This is a genomic window from Ensifer sp. 22460 (genome assembly GCF_052044935.1).
In the GTDB taxonomy this organism is placed as follows: Bacteria; Pseudomonadota; Alphaproteobacteria; order Rhizobiales; family Rhizobiaceae; genus Ensifer.
In genome coordinates this window covers 118438-138296 of record NZ_JBQENZ010000012.1, presented here as the reverse complement: position 1 = coordinate 138296, position 19859 = coordinate 118438, and the positions used below count along the sequence as shown (strand labels likewise).

The 19859-nt window shown below is 63.4% G+C and carries 17 protein-coding genes and 1 tRNA gene; 11 read left to right on the top strand and 7 right to left on the bottom strand.

The features are described from left to right. Positions 1-65 precede the first annotated feature (65 nt). The 5 genes from putA to ACTJKM_RS16925 all read left to right on the top strand — a co-directional run bounded on the left by putA (position 66) and on the right by ACTJKM_RS16925 (position 7361). Positions 66-3773 carry a trifunctional transcriptional regulator/proline dehydrogenase/L-glutamate gamma-semialdehyde dehydrogenase gene (gene putA, locus ACTJKM_RS16945; RefSeq protein WP_058329069.1) on the top strand — a complete coding sequence of 1236 codons (3708 nt, stop codon included), beginning with the start codon at positions 66-68 and terminating at the stop codon, positions 3771-3773. 343 nt (positions 3774-4116) lie between these two features. Continuing rightward, positions 4117-4701, top strand: a complete 585-nt coding sequence (locus ACTJKM_RS16940) for an IMPACT family protein (RefSeq protein ID WP_058329070.1) — start codon at positions 4117-4119, stop codon at positions 4699-4701. A gap of 185 nt (positions 4702-4886) precedes the next feature. Next, positions 4887-5873: an aldo/keto reductase gene (locus ACTJKM_RS16935; protein WP_058329071.1), complete on the top strand. Its 987-nt coding sequence runs from the start codon at positions 4887-4889 to the stop codon at positions 5871-5873. Between the two features lie 40 nt (positions 5874-5913). Next, positions 5914-6345, top strand: a complete 432-nt coding sequence (locus tag ACTJKM_RS16930; protein WP_058329072.1) for a DUF1810 domain-containing protein — start codon at positions 5914-5916, stop codon at positions 6343-6345. Between the two features lie 614 nt (positions 6346-6959). Next, entirely contained in the window at positions 6960-7361 is a 402-nt protein-coding gene (locus tag ACTJKM_RS16925) for a hypothetical protein (RefSeq protein ID WP_058329073.1), read from the top strand. A 75-nt stretch (positions 7362-7436) separates the two neighbouring features. On the opposite strand, the gene ACTJKM_RS16920 is transcribed toward ACTJKM_RS16925, so the two are convergent. From ACTJKM_RS16920 to ACTJKM_RS16910, 3 genes are all read right to left on the bottom strand, one after another. Further along, a tRNA-Arg gene (locus ACTJKM_RS16920) sits at positions 7437-7513 on the bottom strand. 251 nt (positions 7514-7764) lie between these two features. Then, a complete protein-coding gene (locus tag ACTJKM_RS16915; protein WP_112994429.1) occupies positions 7765-9246 on the bottom strand; it encodes a sensor histidine kinase in 1482 nt (493 codons plus the stop codon). Positions 9247-9795: 549 nt separating this feature from the next. Continuing rightward, entirely contained in the window at positions 9796-11796 is a 2001-nt protein-coding gene (locus ACTJKM_RS16910) for a methyl-accepting chemotaxis protein (protein ID WP_112994430.1), read from the bottom strand. 394 nt (positions 11797-12190) lie between these two features. Between ACTJKM_RS16910 and rpmH the strand changes: the two genes are divergently transcribed. From rpmH to ACTJKM_RS16880, 6 genes are all read left to right on the top strand, one after another. Next, entirely contained in the window at positions 12191-12325 is a 135-nt protein-coding gene (gene rpmH / locus ACTJKM_RS16905) for a 50S ribosomal protein L34 (RefSeq protein WP_077962533.1), read from the top strand. A gap of 20 nt (positions 12326-12345) precedes the next feature. Continuing rightward, entirely contained in the window at positions 12346-12744 is a 399-nt protein-coding gene (gene rnpA / locus ACTJKM_RS16900) for a ribonuclease P protein component (RefSeq protein WP_057248057.1), read from the top strand. After that, positions 12744-14537, top strand: a complete 1794-nt coding sequence (yidC, locus tag ACTJKM_RS16895) for a membrane protein insertase YidC (RefSeq protein ID WP_058329074.1) — start codon at positions 12744-12746, stop codon at positions 14535-14537. Before rnpA ends, yidC begins: the two co-directional genes overlap by 1 nt. Before the next feature lie 156 nt (positions 14538-14693). Further along, on the top strand, positions 14694-15626 hold the full coding sequence (locus tag ACTJKM_RS16890) for a DMT family transporter (protein ID WP_057248055.1): 933 nt from the start codon (positions 14694-14696) through the stop codon (positions 15624-15626). Between the two features lie 56 nt (positions 15627-15682). Next, on the top strand, positions 15683-16336 hold the full coding sequence (gene yihA, locus ACTJKM_RS16885) for a ribosome biogenesis GTP-binding protein YihA/YsxC (RefSeq protein ID WP_058329131.1): 654 nt from the start codon (positions 15683-15685) through the stop codon (positions 16334-16336). A 160-nt stretch (positions 16337-16496) separates the two neighbouring features. Beyond that, complete coding sequence (locus ACTJKM_RS16880) at positions 16497-17036, top strand: DUF1269 domain-containing protein (RefSeq protein ID WP_057248054.1); 540 nt, start codon at positions 16497-16499, stop codon at positions 17034-17036. A gap of 142 nt (positions 17037-17178) precedes the next feature. On the opposite strand, the gene msrB is transcribed toward ACTJKM_RS16880, so the two are convergent. The 4 genes from msrB to ACTJKM_RS16860 form a co-directional block, all read right to left on the bottom strand. Beyond that, positions 17179-17679 (bottom strand): peptide-methionine (R)-S-oxide reductase MsrB, encoded by a 501-nt coding sequence (gene msrB, locus ACTJKM_RS16875; protein WP_058329076.1) that lies wholly within the window; start codon positions 17677-17679, stop codon positions 17179-17181. A 162-nt stretch (positions 17680-17841) separates the two neighbouring features. Further along, entirely contained in the window at positions 17842-18399 is a 558-nt protein-coding gene (locus ACTJKM_RS16870; RefSeq protein WP_058329077.1) for a fasciclin domain-containing protein, read from the bottom strand. Between the two features lie 169 nt (positions 18400-18568). After that, complete coding sequence (locus ACTJKM_RS16865) at positions 18569-19291, bottom strand: anti-sigma factor (protein WP_058329078.1); 723 nt, start codon at positions 19289-19291, stop codon at positions 18569-18571. After that, positions 19288-19827 (bottom strand): sigma-70 family RNA polymerase sigma factor, encoded by a 540-nt coding sequence (locus tag ACTJKM_RS16860; protein ID WP_058329079.1) that lies wholly within the window; start codon positions 19825-19827, stop codon positions 19288-19290. Before ACTJKM_RS16860 ends, ACTJKM_RS16865 begins: the two co-directional genes overlap by 4 nt. Between the last annotated feature and the right edge of the window lie 32 nt (positions 19828-19859).

The following is a 19859-nucleotide window of genomic DNA, read 5'->3' as shown; positions in this document are numbered from 1 at the left end:
TATTTTCCGCCCACGATCGGGGGCGCGCCGCGCCCTCCAAACCGCTTCCCGGAGGATAGCGCTCGATGAGCCAGACACCGCTTCAAAAGACCACGACCGAAACCGGCGCGCCGCAGGCTCCCTTCGCCGATTTCGCCCCGCCGGTGCGGCCGCAGAGCACGCTGCGCCAGGCAATCACTGCCGCCTACCGCCGCCCGGAAACGGAAGCGCTGCCGGCGCTGATCGAAGCCGCAACGCTTGACGCCGCGACCCGCGCGGCAGCGGCCAAGACCGCACGCAAGCTGATCGAGGCACTGCGCGCCAAGCACAAGGGTTCGGGCGTCGAGGGTCTGGTGCAGGAGTATTCGCTGTCGAGCCAGGAAGGCGTGGCGCTGATGTGCCTTGCCGAAGCGCTGCTGCGCATTCCTGATACCGCAACGCGCGACGCGCTGATCCGCGACAAGATCTCCGACGGCGACTGGAAGTCGCATATCGGCGGCGGCCGCTCGCTGTTCGTCAACGCCGCCACCTGGGGTCTCGTCGTCACCGGCAAGCTCACCGCCACCGTGAACGACCGCAGCCTTTCGGCCGCTCTGACCCGTCTCATCGCCCGTTGCGGCGAGCCGGTCATCCGCCGCGGCGTCGACATGGCGATGCGCATGATGGGCGAACAGTTCGTGACCGGCGAGACCATCGACGAGGCGCTGCGCCGTTCGCGCGCGCTCGAACAGAAGGGCTTCCGCTATTCCTACGACATGCTCGGCGAAGCGGCGACGACGGCTGCCGACGCGGAGCGCTACTACCGCGACTACGAGACGGCGATCCATGCCATCGGCAAGGCGTCCGCCGGCCGCGGCATCTATGAAGGTCCCGGCATCTCGATCAAGCTTTCGGCGCTGCATCCGCGCTACGCCCGTTCGCAAGCCTCGCGCGTCATGGAAGAGCTGCTGCCGAAGGTGAAGGCGCTCGCTCTCATCGCCAAGAAATACGACATCGGTCTCAACATCGACGCCGAGGAAGCCGATCGCCTCGAACTTTCGCTCGACCTGCTCGAAGAACTCTGCCTCGACAAGGACCTCGCCGGCTGGGCCGGCATGGGCTTCGTCGTCCAGGCCTACGGTAAGCGCTGCCCCTACGTGCTCGATTTCATCATCGATCTTGCCCGCCGCGCCGAACGCCGCGTCATGGTTCGCCTCGTCAAGGGCGCCTATTGGGACGCCGAGATCAAGCGCGCCCAGCTCGACGGTCTCGAAGACTTCCCGGTCTATACCCGCAAGATCTACACCGACGTCTCCTACATCGCCTGCGCCAAGAAGCTCTTGGCCGCAACCGACGTGATCTTCCCGCAGTTTGCCACGCACAACGCCCAATCGCTTGCGACCATCTACGAAATGGCCGGCAAGGACTTCAAGGTCGGTAAGTACGAGTTCCAGTGCCTGCACGGCATGGGCGAGCCGCTCTATGACGAGGTGGTCGGCAAGGGCAATCTCGACCGTCCCTGCCGTATCTATGCGCCGGTCGGCACACATGAGACGCTGCTTGCCTATCTCGTTCGCCGACTGCTCGAGAACGGTGCGAACTCCTCCTTCGTCAACCGCATCGCCGACCCGAAGGTCTCGGTCGACGAACTGATTGCCGATCCGGTCGAGATCGTCCGCGCCATGCCCATCGTCGGCGCGCCGCATGACCAGATCGCTCTGCCCGACAATCTCTTCGGCGAAACGCGCCGCAACTCGGCCGGTCTCGATCTCTCGAACGAAGCGGGCCTCACCTCGCTGACCGCAGCACTTCAGGCCAGTGCGGCCGTCGACTGGAAGGCCGTTCCGCAGCTGGCAACCGGCCCGGCCTCGGGCGAAACGCGGGCCGTCGTCAACCCCGGCGACCACCGCGACGTGGTCGGCTCGGTCACCGAGGCTTCCGAAGCCGATGCCCGTCAGGCCGCGACCCTTGCCGCCAAGGCCGCCGCAAGCTGGGCCGCCGTCTCGCCGGCCGAACGTGCTTCTTGCCTGGTGCGCGCCGCCGATCTGATGCAGGCACGCATGCCGACGCTGCTCGGCCTGATTGCCCGCGAAGCCGGCAAGTCTCTGCCGAACGCCATTGCCGAAGTACGCGAAGCGATCGACTTCCTGCGTTACTACGCCGAACAGACGCGCCGCACGCTCGGCCCGGCCCACAAGGCGCTTGGACCCATCGTCTGCATCAGCCCGTGGAACTTCCCGCTGGCGATCTTCGCCGGCCAGATTGCCGCGGCCCTCGTTGCCGGCAACCCGGTGCTGGCAAAGCCGGCCGAGGAAACGCCGCTGATTGCCGCTGAAGGCGTGCGCATCCTGCACGAGGCCGGCATCCCCGCCGACGCCCTGCAGTTGCTCCCCGGCGACGGCCGTATCGGCGCGGCCCTGGTGGCTGCACCGGAAATCGCCGGCGTCATGTTCACCGGCTCGACCGAAGTCGCGCGCCTGATCCAGGCGCAGCTTGCCGACCGGCTTTCGCCCGCCGGCCGACCGATCCCGCTGATCGCCGAGACCGGCGGCCAGAACGCCATGATCGTCGACAGCTCGGCACTTGCCGAACAGGTCGTCGGCGATGTCATCGCCTCGGCTTTCGACAGCGCCGGCCAGCGCTGCTCGGCGCTGCGTGTTCTCTGCCTGCAGGAAGACGTCGCCGACCGCACGCTTTCGATGCTGAAGGGTGCGCTGCACGAGCTGAAGATCGGCCGCACGGACCGGCTCTCGGTCGATGTCGGCCCGGTCATCACCGCCGAAGCCAAGGGCATCATCGAGAAGCATATCGACGCGATGCGCGGTCTCGGCCGCAAGGTCGAGCAGATCGGCCTTGCCTCCGGAACCGAAGAGGGCACCTTCGTGCCACCGACGATCATCGAGCTCGACAAGCTCTCCGACCTCAAGCGCGAAGTCTTCGGTCCGGTGCTGCACGTCATCCGTTACCGCCGCGACGATCTCGACCAGCTGATCGACGACATCAACGCCACCGGCTACGGCCTGACCTTCGGCCTGCACACGCGCCTCGACGAGACGATCGCGCATGTGACCGCACGGGTGAAGGCGGGCAATCTCTATGTCAACCGCAACGTCATCGGCGCTGTCGTCGGCGTTCAGCCCTTCGGCGGACGCGGCCTCTCCGGCACCGGCCCGAAGGCCGGCGGCCCGCTCTATCTCGGCCGTCTCGTCGCCACCGCACCGGTTCCGCCACAGCACAGCTCGGTTCACACCGATCCGGCGCTGCTCGACTTTGCCAAGTGGCTCGACGGCAAGGGTGCCAAGACTGAGGCAGAAGCTGCCCGCACCGCCGGCAGCAACTCGGCCCTCGGCCTGCTTTCGGAGCTTCCGGGCCCGGTCGGCGAACGCAACCTCTATGCGCTGCACCCGCGCGGCCGCGTCCTGCTGGTTCCGGCGACGGAAACCGGTCTCTACCACCAGCTGGGTGCTGCGCTTGCGACCGGCAACACCGTGGTCGTCGACGCCGCTTCCGGCCTCCAGGCCTCGTTGAAGGACCTGCCGGCGAGCGTTTCCGCCCGACTTTCCTGGTCGAAGGAATGGGCGGCCGATGGTCCGTTCGCTGGTGCACTCGTCGAAGGCGACGGCGAACGCGTGCGCGAGGTCAGCAAGGCGATTGCCGGCCTGCCGGGCCCGCTCGTTCTCGTCCAGGCGGCTTCGACCGAAGAGATCGGCAGGAACCCCGACGCCTATTGCCTGAACTGGCTGCTCGAGGAGGTCTCGACCTCGATCAACACGGCGGCCGCCGGCGGCAATGCCAGCCTGATGGCGATCGGCTGATCGTCACTCGTCCTCACAGACAAGAATGCCTCTCCCGAACGCGGGAGAGGCGATGAAGGGGCTGGGGCTTCACCCGGTCGTCGTGGCGCTGCCCTCTCCTCTTCATCTCTGTGCTTGTCACAGAGATCCAGCTGCGCCGCGTCGGCGGCGCGAAAGAACCTTTCAAGGCGACACTGCAGACGGCGCCGCAGACGCGCCGTGACTGCATTTCCGTGACAAGCACAGAAATGAGGGCCGGAAAAGTTCGGACCCGCTCCGATACTCAAGCCCTGTGTCGCGCCCCAAACCATGGTGGCGCCCTTGCCCGCAATCCGTTATCAGCGTTTCAGAAACGGAAGCAGCCATGTTCACCCTCACGCGCATCGAAACGGCAACCCAGGACGCCAAGAAGAGCCGGTTTCTGGCCATTGCCGCGCCTATTGCCGATGAACAGGCGGCGAAGGATTTCCTGAGCGCCCATTCCGATCCCACGGCGAACCACAATTGCTGGGCCTGGCGCATCGGCCAGGCCTATCGCTTCAGCGACGACGGCGAGCCGAGCGGCACGGCCGGCAAGCCTATTCTCGCCGCGATTGACGGCCAAGAGCTCGACCGGGTCGCCGTGGTGGTCACCCGCTGGTTCGGCGGTATCCTGCTTGGCAGCGGTGGCCTGGTGCGCGCCTATGGCGGCACGGCGGCGCTCTGCCTCAGGGCTGCGGAAAAGATCGAGATGATCAAAACCGTGCGTGCGACCGTCGCAGTCGACTTTTCCGACATGGCGCTGATCAAGGCGCGGCTCCTCGCCCGCGACGTGACCATTGCCGGCGAGAGCTTCACGGACAAGGGCCCGGTTCTGACCGTGGACCTGCGCAAGGATGAAGCGGAGGCGATCCTTTCCATGGTCGTCGATCTCAGCCGCGGCAAGGCCTTAGTCTCGCTCGACGACTAGCTCCCGGCGCGCCCACGCCCCAAGCGATCAGCTTCCGCCCGAAAACGCGTTCTCAGCCAGCCTGTCGAGAAAAGTGTGCGCGGTTTCCCGCTCTCTATCTCGCTCTAATTTACTCGATCAGACCGGTCATAATAGAAGCGCTCCACACAGCCTATGATCGACGACGCAAAACAGGAGACAGCACCATGAAAACGAGAGTTCTTGGCAAGACCGGCGCAACCATTTCCGAGATCGGCTTCGGCGCCTGGCAGATCGGAGGCTCCTGGGGCGATGTCAGCGAGGCAGACGGCAAGCGTGCACTCAATGCCGCACTTGATGCCGGCGTCACCTTCGTTGATACGGCCGACGTCTATGGCGATGGCCGGTCCGAAAAGATCATCGCGGCAGTGTTGAAGGAGCGCGGCGGCGACAGGCCCTTCGTTGCAACCAAGGCCGGCCGCCGGCTCAACCCGCACGTGACCGAAGGCTATACGGGCGAGAACATCGAGGCCTTCATCGACCGCAGCCTCGCCAATCTCGGCGTCGAGACGCTCGATCTCGTACAGCTGCACTGCCCGCCGACCGAGGTCTACTATCGTCCGGAGCTGTTCGGTGCGCTGGACCGGCTCGTCGCCAAGGGCAAGATCCGGCACTACGGCGTGTCGGTCGAAAAGGTCGAGGAAGCGCTGAAGGCGATCGAATATCCCGGCGTTGCGACCGTGCAGATCATCTACAACATCTTCCGCCAGCGCCCGCACGACCTGTTCTTCACGGAAGCTCAGAAGAAGAATGTCGGCGTCATCGTACGCGTGCCGCTCGCCTCCGGCCTGCTTTCCGGCAAGATCACCCGGGAAACCGCCTTTGCCGCTGACGATCACCGCAACTTCAACCGGCACGGCGAAGCCTTCGACGTCGGCGAGACCTTTGCCGGTGTGCCGTTCGAAGCGGCGCTGGAAGCCGTCGAGCAACTTCGTCCGCTGGTGCCCGAAGGCGTGCCGATGGCACAGTTCGCGCTACGCTGGATCCTCGAGCAGCAGGCCGTCTCGGTGGTCATCCCCGGCGCCCGCAACGAGGCGCAGGCAAAATCCAACGCAGCCGCCAGCGCGCTTGCAGCCATAGACGAGCAGACCAAGGCGGCCATCACCGCAGTTTACGAGCGGCTGGTGAAGGTTCATGTTCATCATCGCTGGTAACTGACGCCACCGCCGCAGGCGTGGAGAAGGAGACGCGGTAATGCCTGATCCCTTCGAGCTCAAACGTTTCGTCGAAGCCCAGGACCGTGTCTATGCCGCGGTTCTGGACGAACTCGGCCACGGCCGCAAACGGACACATTGGATGTGGTTCGTCTTCCCGCAGATCGCCGGCCTCGGCCATTCGCCGATGGCAGAGCGCTATGCGATCTCCGGGCTCGACGAAGCGCGGGCCTATCTCGCCCACCCGCTGCTGGGGCTGCGGCTTCGGCAATGCACCGAACTGGTCAATGCGGTTTCAGGGAAATCGGCACACGACATCTTCTCCAGCCCCGACGACGTGAAGTTCCGGTCATCGATGACCTTGTTTGCCGAGGCCGACGAGGGCGGGCACCTGTTCGAACAGGCGCTTGAGCACTATTTCGGGGGAGAGAAGGATCGGCGCACTCTGGACATACTGGCGCACCTTCGGTGACACCAACGCTCGCGGAACGCCGTTTGGCGTCCGTCAGAGATTGGGCGTCGAGTTAACCAGGAAGAACAGGATCGTGAAGGCACATATCGAAAGGCCAGCTACGATCACCAGCAGTTCTTTCATCATATAGCGATACATCCGGCACCTCCTTTCCTTCAGCGGCCGCGATATCTTCGTGAATATAGGAAGTCATTGGGCCAATTCTCAGACACAGGCGTCAAAAGTTCGTGAAGGCGCTTCCGCCTTTTTGTGATCCGGAGTCACTATCCCCCAAAGGCTCCGAGACGGGTTCGGCGCCTCCACGACCTCTAGAAATTACATTATACTAATATATATTCCTTGTCACGTAACCACTTCGGAGCATTGAACAATTGCCCCCACGCTCCGCGCGGCGAATATGTCGCAGTAGCAAAAATCGTCGTGACTGTGGGCAAGGCCCCTACCCCTCGAAGTGGACGGTCATCCGCAAATGACGATGCTCGTCGACGAGCAACGTCTCATGTGCGAAGTCGGTACCGACCTCGTCGTCGGCTCCGCACCGCCCGAGAAGGCAGGCTCCGCCTCGGCCATGACCGAAACCGTGCAGGAATCTCGGCATTTCGCTCGGCATCGCCGTGCTCGGCAGCATCTCGACTGCGATCTATCGCCATTCGATTGGTCTCAGCACACCCGATGACCTCGGGGACGCGGCCCGCGAGGCTGTCAGCGACAGTCTGTGGGGCCCGTGGGCGGTGCAGGCGGAACTGCCGGCGGGCCTCATCGAGAATGCCCGGGCGGCCTTTACGACAGGCTTCAACAGCGCGGCCATCCTCAGCGCGATCGCCGTGACCATCCTTGCGATCTTCGCAGCGGTGGGGTTTGCGTCATATCGAGAAACTCGGGCCGCCATCCGAGCGAGCGGGATCGCTCGGCCGTTCGCGCACCGCCGCCAAAGCAATCGGCTCGCAACCAAGCGTGGCCGAACGGCTGCGCGACCGACAGCTGCGCCAACGTCGCACAGCGCCGCGCTTGACTGAAAGGATGGCCCCAAAACGCAAAAATCCCCGCACAAACGACGGGGATCTGGACTAGCCTAAGCTATTGAAGAAGAATGGCGCACCCGAAGAGATTCGAACTCCTGACCCCCAGATTCGTAGTCTGGTGCTCTATCCAGCTGAGCTACGGGTGCTTGCCTGAAGCGGTCGAACCGCTTGCGTGAGCGGTTCTCTAAAGGGTCCTTTCGGGGATTGCAAGCGCCGTTCGGCAAAAAAATTTCATTTTTACGACGATGCCCCGACTTGCTGTGGACAGTCGCTACGACTGCGGTGCAGCAATGCCCTGAAAAGCAGGGTGTTGCGCCGCGGAAGCGGCCCCGGAAAAATTTGTTGGAGGCGCCAGCCTTAGCGGCTACCCGCCTCATGGGGCGGGAATTGCCGTGCGCTAGTGGCGAAACTTCGAGCGGAATGCGTCGAGCGGCACCGGCCGGTCGGGCAGTTCGATGCGGAAGAGCGTGCCGGGCGTCCGCTTTTCGACAAGCGCGATCGTGCCGCCATGGGCAAGCACCAGCTCGCGCGCGATCGCGAGACCAAGTCCGGTGCCACCGGAGCGGGCCGAGCCGCGGAAAGCGGCGAACAGGTTTTCCCGCGCCTTCGGCGGCATGCCGGGGCCGGTATCGTCGACGGAGATGGTGACGACGCTGCCGATGCGCATGGCCGACACCGTGACAAGCCGCGGACGGCCGTCCTCCGGCTCATGGTTGGTCAGGGCCTGGACGGCATTGCGGCAGATATTGTGCACCACCCGGAAGAGCTGCTCGCTGTCCGCATCGACCTCGATGTCGTCCTGCATCTGGATCTGGAAATCGATGCCCGCTTGGGGATCGATCGCCAGCAGTTCGGCGACATCGGAAACAAGCGGCTTCAACGCCACGAAGCGGCGATGCGGCTCGGCCTCGGTGGTGCGGCCATAGGAGAGGACCTCGCGCGTATAGCCGACAGCCCGGTCGATGGTGCGCAGCAGGGTCGGGGCGAAACGCTTGACCACGGGATCATCCACGTCGGCCAAGCGGTCGGAGATCAGTTGTGCCGAAGACAGAATATTGCGCATGTCGTGGTTGATCTTCGACACGGCAAGGCCAAGCTCGGCAAGGCTCTTCTGCTGCTTCAGCGTCTTCTGCAACTCGCGCTGCATGCTGGCGAGATGCTGGCCGGCGACGGCAAGCTCATCTCGCCCCTCCGGCGGCACGAGCACCCGACCCGGATCGGCCGGATCGTCCGAGAATTCCTGCATGCTCGCCGTCATCCGCCGGATCGGCGTGATCAGCATGCGGTTGATGGCGAGGAAGATCAGCGCCGCCGTGATCAGCGAAATGATAAGCGACAGGACAAAGACGTTGCGCGAATAGACGAGCATCGCCTTGCGCAGGCTCGCATCCTTCATCAGGAGCTCGATCGTCGCGTCGCTTTCGCCGAGCGGCCCGTAGACACGGATCACACGATCGCCGCCGAAGAGCAGGGTATCGAAGGCATCGCGGATCGCTGCAAAGGCCGTGGAATTGGCGACGTCGTATTCGCCTTCGATCTCAAGGGGCATGTCGGTGAGCGCGATCATGCGCGACGCATCCTTGCGGCGGATGACGATCGCCTTGGTGCCGGTCGCCATCAGCGTGTCCTTCTGCACGCTGCGCGGCAGCTCGACATTCTGCAAGCCGTCGACAACGACGGCAGCGGCGGCAGCCGTGTTCAGCCGATCCTCAAGCCAACGAATGCGCATGGTGGCGACAGACGGCGCGAAGATCAGCACCTCCGCCAGCATGACGAAGACGATCGTCAGCAGGAGCAGCTTGCCGGAAAGGCCCCGGAAGAACCCCGCACTCGTCTTCAGTGGCTCACTTGCCGTTGCCGGACGCGTCTCTTCCGCCATGCCTTACAAACTTCCCTGCCCGTCAACCAAAACGCCCGAGAGCCCGCACACGTGCCCGAGCCAATCGGCTTCGCGCCAAGGGTCCATAATAGGAGATGGCCGTCTGTTTTCCAATCTCGGAGCGGCCGGGCGGGGTGCGACATAGGCGCGGACATCATTCAGTGTCGCGCCGTTGGCAATTGCAAAGGACCACATCCCGCTTATCTCCCTCCCCTCGCATCGCCGAAGCGAAATCTTCGGCGCGCTGCCGCCTCGGTCTGGCCTACCTGCACAGAATCCGGATCGGTGTAAGTCACCCAGGGAACAGTTCTGCAATCGTCTGGCCGGTGCGTTGTCGGCGGCTGTGACGCCAGACCGGCGGCTGGCATTCGAGGCTGCCAAAAAAGCGAACCCGCGGCACCATGACGGTACCGCGGGCTCCGATCACCTGCAGCGCCGCGCGTCCTCTCAGACGCGCAAAGGTCGCTGTAGCGCTTTCAAATGCTGCCTGCTTTCGCCCTTAATCGCCTACCTCTTGCGGAAACAAGCAGTCGCGAGGCAAGGCGCCGATCAGAACTCTTGCCAATCGTCCTTCGCCACAGCCGCAGCGGAGCTACCGCCAAAGGCACGGGCGACGTTGCCCATCATGCGGCGCGCCGGCGATTCGACCGGGCGGGCGATTTCACGCGCGACGACCACCGGCCTTGCCACGGTATTGTCCACCTTGAAGTAGGCGATCAGGTTGGCGAGGTTGTTGGCCTCGGCGGAGAGCTTGTGGGTGGCGGCATTCGCCTCCTCCACCATCGCCGCGTTCTGCTGGGTCACCTGGTCCATCTGGTTGACCGCGGTGCTGACTTCGCTCAAGCCCGTCGACTGCTCGCGCGCCGCCGTTGCGATCGAATGGATATGATCGTTGATCTTCAGGACGCGGTCTTCGATCTCACCAAGAGCCGAACCGGTTTCCTGAACCAGCCGGACGCCGGTCGCCACTTCGCTGCCGGACTTCGAGATCAACGACTTGATGTCCTTGGCGGCACTTGCCGCACGCTGGGCAAGCTCGCGCACTTCCTGTGCGACGACCGCAAAGCCCTTGCCCGCATCACCGGCACGCGCCGCCTCGACGCCGGCGTTCAGCGCCAGGAGGTTGGTCTGGAAGGCGATTTCGTCGATCACGTTGGTGATCTGGCCGATCTCGCTCGAAGCCTGCTCGATGCGCCCCATGGCGTCGACAGCGTTGCGTACGACAGCGGCCGACTGCGCGGCGCTGTGCTTGGCCTCGTTGACCATGACGGTCGCTTCCTGCGCCCGCTCGGTCGAGCTCTTCACCGCAACGGTGATCTCGTCCAGGGCGGCCGAGGTTTCCTCGAGGGCCGCGGCTTGCTGCTCGGTGCGCTTCGAGAGGTCGTCGGCTGCGGCACGCAGTTCGGACGAGTTGCCGTTGATCGTGTCAGTCGTCACGCGGACTTCACGCAGCGTCTTCTGCAGCGTCGACAGCGTTTCATTGACGTTCTTCTGCAGTTCGGCGAAGGCGCCCTGGAAATGGCCGTTCATGCTCTGGGTCAGGTCGCCGCCCGCCAGGCTCGCGACGACCCGGCGGGTCTCGGCGATGCCCGCATCGACGCTGCCGACCAGTTCGTTGACACTTGCGGCGAACCGGTTGAGGTCGTCGTTCTCGTAGTCCTTGCCGATGCGCTTGGTGAAATCGCCGGCGGCAGCGGCCGCCACGACGACGCCGATGCTCGACTGGAGGTCGGCGCTCTTTTCACGCAGCACCGCTTCCTGTGCATTGAGGTCGCGAACGGCAAGGCCGTTCTGCTTGAAGACCTGAACGGCTTCAGCCATTTCGCCGATTTCGTCCTTGCGGCCAGCGAAGGGCACGTCGACGGTCAGATCGCCGCCAGCCAGTTGCTTCATCTTGCCGGTCAGCTCGAGGATCGGGCGGCTCAAATGGTTCGTTGCGATATAGAAGGCCGCGCCGAGGCCGGCGAGCATGCCGAGGCCGGCGATGGCGAGAATGGTGATGATTACACCGCGCTCGAAGGTGGCAACGTCAGCCGTAACGACTTCAAGCGTCTTCAGGTTTATGTCGACAACGCCGTCGATCTGCTGCTGGAAAGCCTTGCGGTTCGCGCGATTGGCATCGGTGTTGCCCTGCTCGTTGGCGGCCTGCGGCGAGACCTCCTCGCCAAGCCGCGCCGTCTCGACGCGGAAAGTCTTGAACTCCGCGGCGCGGGCGACCAACGTATCGAAGGACGCTTTCGTTTCAGCCGGGATCAGCGGGCGCCACTCGGTGAGCAGCGCGTCGATCTTGTCGAGGTTCTTGCGGATGCCTTCGGCGAAGGGCTTGGCCTTCTCGATGGTCGGGGCGGCGTAAATACCGCGCGATTCCATGACGACCGCGGTCACCAGACGGTTCAGGCGTTCCGCGTTGAAGGCGCGCGTCGCAACATTCTCGTACTGGTGGAATTTCTCGTTGTATCTGCTGACAGCGACCAGCGACATCCCGGTCACCGCAACCGCCAGCAGGCTCATGATCCCGACGATCAGATAGATTTTACCGCGTATTTTCATCCCGACCTCCACAAGGTCGCGAGACCTGTCCGCTTATCGGACACGCCGCCACCCCATTGCACCGAGGCGACCCTAAAATAGCCGTAGTTAATAAAACTCGTCGCAGCCGGCAGGCATTCTGGGGAGCGCCGGTTAGAGTTCTGTTTACCAATCTCGGCTAGATGCCCGCCTTTCGCGCGCCTGTGACACGCCTCAATCCAGTGTGCCGGTTACTTTTACGATCCCGCGGCCACTGAATCGCCGGCCGCAATTGACTTTCCGGGAAATTTCCCCTTATAAGCCGCGCACGTCCGGTCAAGCCCTCCTGCCCGCAAGGCGGAGCCGCGTCCGGTAACGTAAACGCTCCTTGCTACACGCAAACCCAAGAAGGGCCGCACACCGCGGTATTAAATAAATGAAGCGTACCTACCAACCGTCCAAGCTTGTCCGCAAGCGTCGTCACGGCTTCCGTTCGCGTATGGCTACCAAGGGTGGCCAGAAGGTCCTCGCAGCCCGCCGGGCTCGTGGCCGCAAGCGTCTTTCGGCTTAAGCCGAAACTGCCCGAAACCAGTGTCCGGGCACATGACGTCAGATAAAGACAAAACGACTGTCGGGCGGCTGAAAAGCCGTCCGCAGTTTTTGGCCGTTCGGGCAGGAGAAAGCCGTAGAGGCCCCTTGTTTCTCCTCGAAGTGCTCGACCGCAACGATCCGGAGGGCGAAGCCCGCGTCGGCTTCACCGTTACCAAGAAACACGGCAATGCCGTCGAGCGAAACCGGATGCGCCGACGCCTGAAAGAGGCGGTGCGGCTTTCCGCCGGGTTTGCAATGAAACCCGGACACGACTATGTGATTGTCGCCCGACGCGATCTCCTGAACGCCCCCTTCGACGCCTTGACCCGGGGGCTTGGCGAGCGCATCGAAAACAAGCCGAAACAGAAGCGGCCGCCGGCCGGTTCCAGGAAACCATGATGGAAAAAAACCGCAACTATTTCGTGGCGATTGGCCTGTCCGTGCTGATCCTCATTGCCTGGCAGTTCCTTTACGTCAATCCGAAGATGGAAAAGGAACGCATCGCTGCGGAAGCCCTGCAGGCGCAACAGGCGCAGTCGCAGTCGCAGCCAGCGACCCCGACGCAGCAGCCTTCGGGCCAAGCTCTGCCGGGCAGCGGTGCAATTCCGGGCGCCGGCGAGAACCGCGACCAGGCAATTGCCAAATCGGCCCGCGTTGCGATCGACACGCCAGCCCTTTCCGGCTCCATCAACCTGACCGGCGCGCGCTTCGACGACCTCAAGCTCAAGGAATACCGCGAGACGGTCGATCCGAAGAGCCCCGTCATCACCCTCTTCAGTCCGGCAGAGACCACCGACGGCTACTTCGCCGAACTCGGCTATGTCGGCAGCGATGCGACCGGCAGCGTGCCCGGCCCGCAGACCGTGTGGACGCTTGCAGGCGGCGACAAGCTGACTGCGGCGACCCCGGTAACGCTGAGCTTCACCAACGAAAAGGGCGTCACCTTTACCCGCACGGTCTCGGTCGACGACCACTACATGTTCCAGGTGGTCGACAGCATCAAGAACGGCACGGCCGAGCCGCTGGCGCTTTCGTCCTATGGCCGCGTGACCCGCTTCAACAAGCCGACGACGCCGAGCGTCTACGTGCTGCATGAAGGCTTCATCGGCGTCCTCGGCGAACACGGCCTGCAGGAACTGAAATACGGCAAGATCGAAGACGAAAAGTCCGTCGAACCCGGCAAGGCGACCGGCGGCTGGCTCGGCATCACCGACAAGTACTGGGCAGCAGCGATCGTCCCGCCGCAGGCGACCCCTTACGACACCCGCTTCACGCACTTCACCGATGGCCGCGCCCGCTACCAGAGCGACTACAAGAGCGACGCCGTGACCGTGGCCCCCGGCCAGACGTCCGAGGTCAAGAACCTCGTCTTCGCCGGCGCCAAGGAAGTTCCTGTCGTCGACAATTACGAAGTGGCCTACTCGATCCCCAACTTCGACAAGCTGATCGACTGGGGCTGGTTCTACTTCATCACCAAGCCGATGTTCAAAATGATGGATTTCTTCTTCCGTCTGTTCGGCAACTTCGGCATCGCGATCCTGATCACCACGATCGTGGTCAAGGGCCTCTTCTTCCCGCTCGCCAACAAGCAGTACGCATCGATGGCGAACATGAAGAAGGTTCAGCCGAAGATGGAGGAACTGAAGAAGAAGTTCGGCGACGACCGCATGGGCCTGCAGCAGGCGATGATGCAGCTCTACAAGGACGAGAAGATCAATCCGCTGGCGGGCTGCTGGCCGATCCTCATCCAGATCCCGGTGTTCTTCGCACTCTACAAGGTGATCTACATCACCATCGAGATGCGCCATGCGCCGTTCTTCGGCTGGATCCACGACCTCTCGGCGCCCGATCCGACGACGATCGTCAACCTCTTCGGCCTGCTGCCGTTCGACGGTCCGACCTTCCTGCATCTCGGCGTCTGGCCGATCATCATGGGCGTTACCATGTTCGTGCAGATGCGCATGAACCCGACGCCGCCGGATCCGACCCAGGCAATGCTGTTCACCTGGATGCCCGTGGTCTTCACCTTCATGCTGGCATCCTTCCCGGCCGGTCTCGTGATCTACTGGGCCTGGAACAACACCCTTTCGGTGCTCCAGCAGTCGATCATCATGAAGCGCCAGGGCGTGAAGATCGAGCTCTTCGACAACCTGAAGGGCCTGTTTTCGAAGAAACCCAAACCGGCGGAATGACGCCGGCCGGCACGACAATCCCAAAGCCCCGGACCACGGTCCGGGGCTTTTTCGTTTCTGCGCCCTCGCGCGACACGCAATGGCGTTGACGCGGGCGCGCGGCGCGGGCATCAGGCGATATCGAAATCTCTGCGCCTCGCTCCAGGACAATTTGCCATGACCGACCCGTCGGCCACCTCCGCTCCGTTCGCCGCCAACGAGAAGCTTGGCGCCCTGCTCGTCTTCGGCTCGGCCTTCTTCTGGAGTTTCGGAGGAGCCATCGCCCGCTTCCTGGAGATCCCCGACAGCTGGACGATCGTCTTCTGGCGCTGCCTGTTTGCCGGCCTCTTCCTGCTTGCCTTCATGCTGGTGCGCGACGGACCGCGCGGCACGTTGGCACTCTTCAAGGGCATGGGCTGGCCGGGCATCGCCGTCGGGCTCTGCTTCACCATCGCCTCGACCTCCTTCATAATCGCCATTTCCTATACGACGATTGCCAATGTTGTGCTGCTCGGCGCCGGCGTGCCGCTGTTTGCGGCGCTGATGAGCTGGATCCTGTTTCGCGAGCGGGTATCGCGCTTCACCTGGGGCGCGATCACGGCCGTCATCGTCGGGGTCGCGATCATGGTGTCGGAAAGCCTGACGGGCAGCGTGTCGCCGGTTGGCGATGCGCTGGCGCTGCTGATCCCTGTGGTCTTCGCGCTGGCAACCGTCATCACGCGCCGCTATCCGCATGTGCGGATGACGCCCGCCACCTGCTTCGGCTGCTTCGCCGCCAGCGCCATTGCGGGGGGCCAGTCTTCCGGGCTTGCGGTGACATCGGGCGAATTGGCACTTCTCTTCGTCTTCGGCGCCTTCAACCTCGGGCTTGGCATGGCGCTCTTCGTCACCGGTGCCCGGCTGGTGCCTTCGGCGCTGGCCGCCCTGCTCGGCACCGCCGAAACCGTGCTCGGTCCGCTCTGGGTCGCGATCATTCATGGCGAAGTGCCGAGCAGCCGGACGATCATCGGCGGCACCTTCATCTTTCTGGCGCTGCTTGCCTATCTCTTCAACGAGTTCCGGCGGGCGCAAACCATCCCCACACGGCCGGTCCGCACGCCGACGCCTTGACATCCACGGCCAAAACCGGGAAGCCATGGACTTTCTCGATGAAGGACCGACCGCCGATGGCCGAAAGCAAAACCAAAGACGACAAGCCGTTGTTCGGCCGGCCGTGGATTTTCATTCGCGGCGTGCCCGCCATGAAGTTCCTGCCGCCGGAGGGACCGGTGGAAATCGCCTTTGCCGGCCGCTCGAATGTCGGCAAGTCGTCGCTGATCAATGCGCTGGTCGGCCATAAGGGGCTGGCGAGAACCTCCAACACGCCGGGCCGCACGCAGGAACTCAACTACTTCGTACCCGATGGCTATTCCGGCGAGGCCGACGACCTGCCGCCGATGGCGCTCGTCGACATGCCGGGCTACGGCTATGCCCAGGCGCCGAAGGAGCAGGTCGACGCCTGGACGAAGCTGGTGTTCGACTATCTGCGCGGCCGCTCGACGCTGAAGCGCGTCTATGTGCTGATCGACTCCCGCCACGGCATCAAGAAGAATGACGAGGACGTGCTCGCCCTGCTCGACAAGGCGGCTGTTTCCTACCAGGTCGTGCTCACCAAGACCGACAAGATCAAGGCCGCCGGCGTGCCGCGGCTGATCGCCGAGACGCTCGAGAAGATCAAGAAGCATCCCGCAGCCTTCCCGGAGGTTCTCTCGACCTCCTCGGAAAAGGGCGAGGGGATCGACGAACTGCGTGCCGCGATCGGCACGGCGATCGCCCGCTAAGGGGATCCTGGAAAGCGTTCGAAGCGCGTCTTGAACCGCGCGCTGCGCACGGGGTCGATCGACCCAAAGTCTTTGATCTCTGTCACTACCCCGACATGCAATCCGCTCTATCTCTGCGTTGCGTCCACATCGGTGGCGCGGCCAGAGATAGGAGAAAGTCATGTCCGATTTGATCGTTGTCGGGTTCGATTCCCCTGAGGAAGCCGATAGGGTTCTGGTCCGGCTCGCCGGGCTGAAGAAGGAATACCTGATCGACCTCGAGGACGCGGTCGTGGTCGTGCGCGACACGGAAGGCAAGGTTCATCTCAAGCAGAGCCTGAACCTGACGGCCGTCGGTGCCACGTCCGGGCTGCTTTCCGGTTCGATCTGGGGCGGGCTCGTCGGCCTTCTTTTCCTCAACCCGCTGGCGGGCTTTGCGATCGGCGGCGCGCTCGGCGCCGGTGCCGGCGCCCTCTCCGGTTCGCTGACGGACTACGGCATCGACGACGAGTTCATCAAATCGCTCGGCAACACCATTCCAAACAATTCCTCGGCACTGTTCATCCTCGTGCGGAAGGTTCAGCCTGAGAAAGTGCTCGCCGAATTCCCGGACCTGCGCGGCCGCGTCCTGAAGACGTCGCTTTCACCGGAACAGGAGCAGAAGCTTCAGGCTGCACTCTCCGGCGCCGCGGCAGCCTCGCCGCCGGCCGGGTCGTTCTGAACATTCGGAACGCCCGATGCTACTGCATGTCTCCTTAGATCGACCTCGATTCAAGGACGAAGACATGCAGTAAATCAAAGTGCTACAGCGACCGTTGCGCGTCTGATAAGACGCGCGGCGCTGTAGCGCACCAGCCGGAGTGCTAGCTGGATTTGGCGGCCGGTACGAAGGCAAGCGCCAGGCCATTGATGCAATGGCGCTTGCCGGTCGGCGGTGGACCGTCATCGAAAATATGGCCGAGGTGCCCGCCACAGCGGCGGCAATGGCACTCCGTGCGGGTCATGGACAGGGAAGTGTCCTCGCGCGTTGCCACGGCGCCGGGCAATGACTGCCAGAAGCTGGGCCAGCCGGTGCCGCTGTCATACTTCGCCTCGGACGAATAAAGCGGAAGCGCACAACCGGCGCATTGGAAGAGACCCTTGCGCTTCTCGTGGTTGAGAGCGCTGGTGAAGGGGCGCTCGGTATCCTCATGCCGCAGGATTCGGTATTGGTCGTCGGTCAGAACCGCCCGCCACTCCTCATCACTCCTAACGATCTCGAAGGATTCGCCGCCGGCGGCCCGGGCGAGCGGCGTGAGACTTTGGATTATCGGCACCGCGGCGAATGCGGAGCCCGCCAACAGGAAGACGCGCCGGTTGATCATGAAAGCCTCCCCTACCGATCCTTTCGCGAGCATAGCGACCGGCCACAACGACGGCAAAACAATGCGGATCAAAGCACCGTGAGGCGCGGTTCGAAAAGCCAGCGGCCATCTGGCCGCTGGCAAAGCGCCGGGACGACGAACCGCCGCCTCGGCGCAAGCTCGTCAACCCTTCGGCAGCAGCACCTTGTCGATCACATGGATGACGCCGTTCGACTGCTTGACGTCGGCGATCGTTACTGTCGCCGTGCCGCCGGTCTCGTCGGTCAGCATCAGCTTGCCGCCATCCTCCCTGGCCTTGAGAACGCAACCGCCGACGGTCTTCACGTCATGTTCGCCACCGTCGTCCTTGATCATGCCTGATATCGCCGAGGACATCGCGTCGGCGGCAACAACGTGGCAAGTCAGAATCTTGGTGAGCTTCTCCTTATTTTCCGGTTTAAGAAGTGTCTCGACCGTGCCCGCGGGCAGCGCGTCGAAGGCGGCGTTCGTCGGAGCGAACACCGTGAACGGGCCCTTGCCCTCCAAGGTTTCTACCAGACCGGCTGCCTTGACGGCCGCGACCAGCGTGGTGTGATCCTTCGAATTGACGGCGTTCTCGACGATATTCTTCTCCGCATACATCGGCGCGCCGCCGACCATCGGATTTTCGGCATGGGCGACAAGTGCGCTTGCCGCAAGAAGGGACGCTGTCGCCAGAGTGCGGATAGCAGACGTGAACATCTTTCTCTTCCTTCCTGTTGAGGGAGGCGACGCGTGAGCCGCCCCGCCGAAGCTGCCGTTCCCACCGCGGGAACATAACAAGCAACGGAAGCACGAGAGAAAGAGTTTCAGGAATTTTCCTGAAACGTATCTATCTGATAGAAAATGGTAATTCTTGCTCTGTGGCGGATTAGAGGTTTCGCGCCTTGCCGAGCGCGATGATCGGCCCGGTCGCCGATCCGGTCGGCGATCCGCCCAGTGGTTCGACGCTGACGGCAAGAACCGAGCCTGCCGAAATTCTCGACTGGAAGGCGGATGGAACGGTGATCTCGCCTTCGCCGGACTGCGGCAGCACGCCGAGCGAGATCGCCGGATTGCTGCCATTGATGAGCCAAAGCTCGAGCGATTTCTGCTCCGCCTGCCTTGCTGCAACCGGCGTTACCTTCAGCCGCCCCGATGCCAGATCGAAGTGGGCGACGAGATCGATGGCAGTGCCTTTGCCGGCGAGTTCCGCGACGAGCGAGGTGCCGGCCGAAGGCGCTTCGAACAGGCCGGCGAGCGAAGCGCCCATGACCATGACAGCGGCCAGCGAAGCCAGTGCCAGGCTCCGCCAAAGGGCCAGTGAATTCCACAGCCCGCGGCGCGGCGTGACCGGCTCGGGCCGCGCCGTTTCGAAGAGCCGCCGCTCGATTGCCGAAAAGCTCCTGGGTGGGGGCACCACCGCGTCATAGGCCTCGTCGAAGGAGGAGAGATTGCTCTGCCAGCGGTCGACCATGGCGGCGAAGTTGCGATCGGAGGCAAGACGGGCCTCGACCTTGCGTCGGTCGTCAGCAGACAACACGCCAAGCACATATTCGCCGGCGATCACCTCGTCGCGGCGGAAGTCTCGGCCCTCTGGGGTTGGTGTCGTCATCGCTCCATACACTCTCGCAACTTCATGAGGCTGCGCCTCAACCAAGTCCGCATCGTGTTCAGCGGCACAGCGAAGGTATCCGCCAGTTCCTGGTAACTCAGACCTTCGACATAGGCACGCCGAACCGCCTCCGCGCGGTCCTTTTCAAGCTCCTCCATGCAGGCGTCGATCCGCCTGCCCTCTGCTCTGACGACCGCCGATTTTTCCGGATCGGCAGCAGGATCAGCCAAATCGTAGGCTTCGTCAATCGCGTTGGCGGCCGGTTTTCGCGCCCTGACGACGTCGATCGCCTGATTGCGTGCAATGGCCGCCAGCCAGGACGTCGCCGCCGCCTGTCCTTGGGAAAATCGGTCAGCCCGCTGCCAGATCTTGACGTAGATTTCCTGCAGCGCTTCTTCCGCTTCACCCCGATTTCCGAGGATACGAACGCAGATGCCGAAGAGTTTCGGGCTCGTCTGCCGGTAGAGTTCGGCGAAGGCGTCGCGATCGCCAAGCGAGACGCGACCAAGCAACGCGGCTACATCCTCCTCGATCATTCAGCGTGCGCCCCAAAATCTCGTCCGTAAAC

Coding starts and splice junctions, on each gene's coding strand:
- putA (WP_058329069.1), top strand. CDS start 66: ATGAGCCAGACACCGCTTCAAAAGACCACGACCGAAACCGGCGCGCCG.
- ACTJKM_RS16940 (WP_058329070.1), top strand. CDS start 4,117: ATGTTCACCCTCACGCGCATCGAAACGGCAACCCAGGACGCCAAGAAG.
- ACTJKM_RS16935 (WP_058329071.1), top strand. CDS start 4,887: ATGAAAACGAGAGTTCTTGGCAAGACCGGCGCAACCATTTCCGAGATC.
- ACTJKM_RS16930 (WP_058329072.1), top strand. CDS start 5,914: ATGCCTGATCCCTTCGAGCTCAAACGTTTCGTCGAAGCCCAGGACCGT.
- ACTJKM_RS16915 (WP_112994429.1), bottom strand. CDS start 9,246: ATGGCGGAAGAGACGCGTCCGGCAACGGCAAGTGAGCCACTGAAGACG.
- ACTJKM_RS16910 (WP_112994430.1), bottom strand. CDS start 11,796: ATGAAAATACGCGGTAAAATCTATCTGATCGTCGGGATCATGAGCCTG.
- rpmH (WP_077962533.1), top strand. CDS start 12,191: ATGAAGCGTACCTACCAACCGTCCAAGCTTGTCCGCAAGCGTCGTCAC.
- yidC (WP_058329074.1), top strand. CDS start 12,744: ATGGAAAAAAACCGCAACTATTTCGTGGCGATTGGCCTGTCCGTGCTG.
- ACTJKM_RS16890 (WP_057248055.1), top strand. CDS start 14,694: ATGACCGACCCGTCGGCCACCTCCGCTCCGTTCGCCGCCAACGAGAAG.
- yihA (WP_058329131.1), top strand. CDS start 15,683: ATGGCCGAAAGCAAAACCAAAGACGACAAGCCGTTGTTCGGCCGGCCG.
- ACTJKM_RS16880 (WP_057248054.1), top strand. CDS start 16,497: ATGTCCGATTTGATCGTTGTCGGGTTCGATTCCCCTGAGGAAGCCGAT.
- msrB (WP_058329076.1), bottom strand. CDS start 17,679: ATGATCAACCGGCGCGTCTTCCTGTTGGCGGGCTCCGCATTCGCCGCG.
- ACTJKM_RS16870 (WP_058329077.1), bottom strand. CDS start 18,399: ATGTTCACGTCTGCTATCCGCACTCTGGCGACAGCGTCCCTTCTTGCG.
- ACTJKM_RS16865 (WP_058329078.1), bottom strand. CDS start 19,291: ATGACGACACCAACCCCAGAGGGCCGAGACTTCCGCCGCGACGAGGTG.
- ACTJKM_RS16860 (WP_058329079.1), bottom strand. CDS start 19,827: ATGATCGAGGAGGATGTAGCCGCGTTGCTTGGTCGCGTCTCGCTTGGC.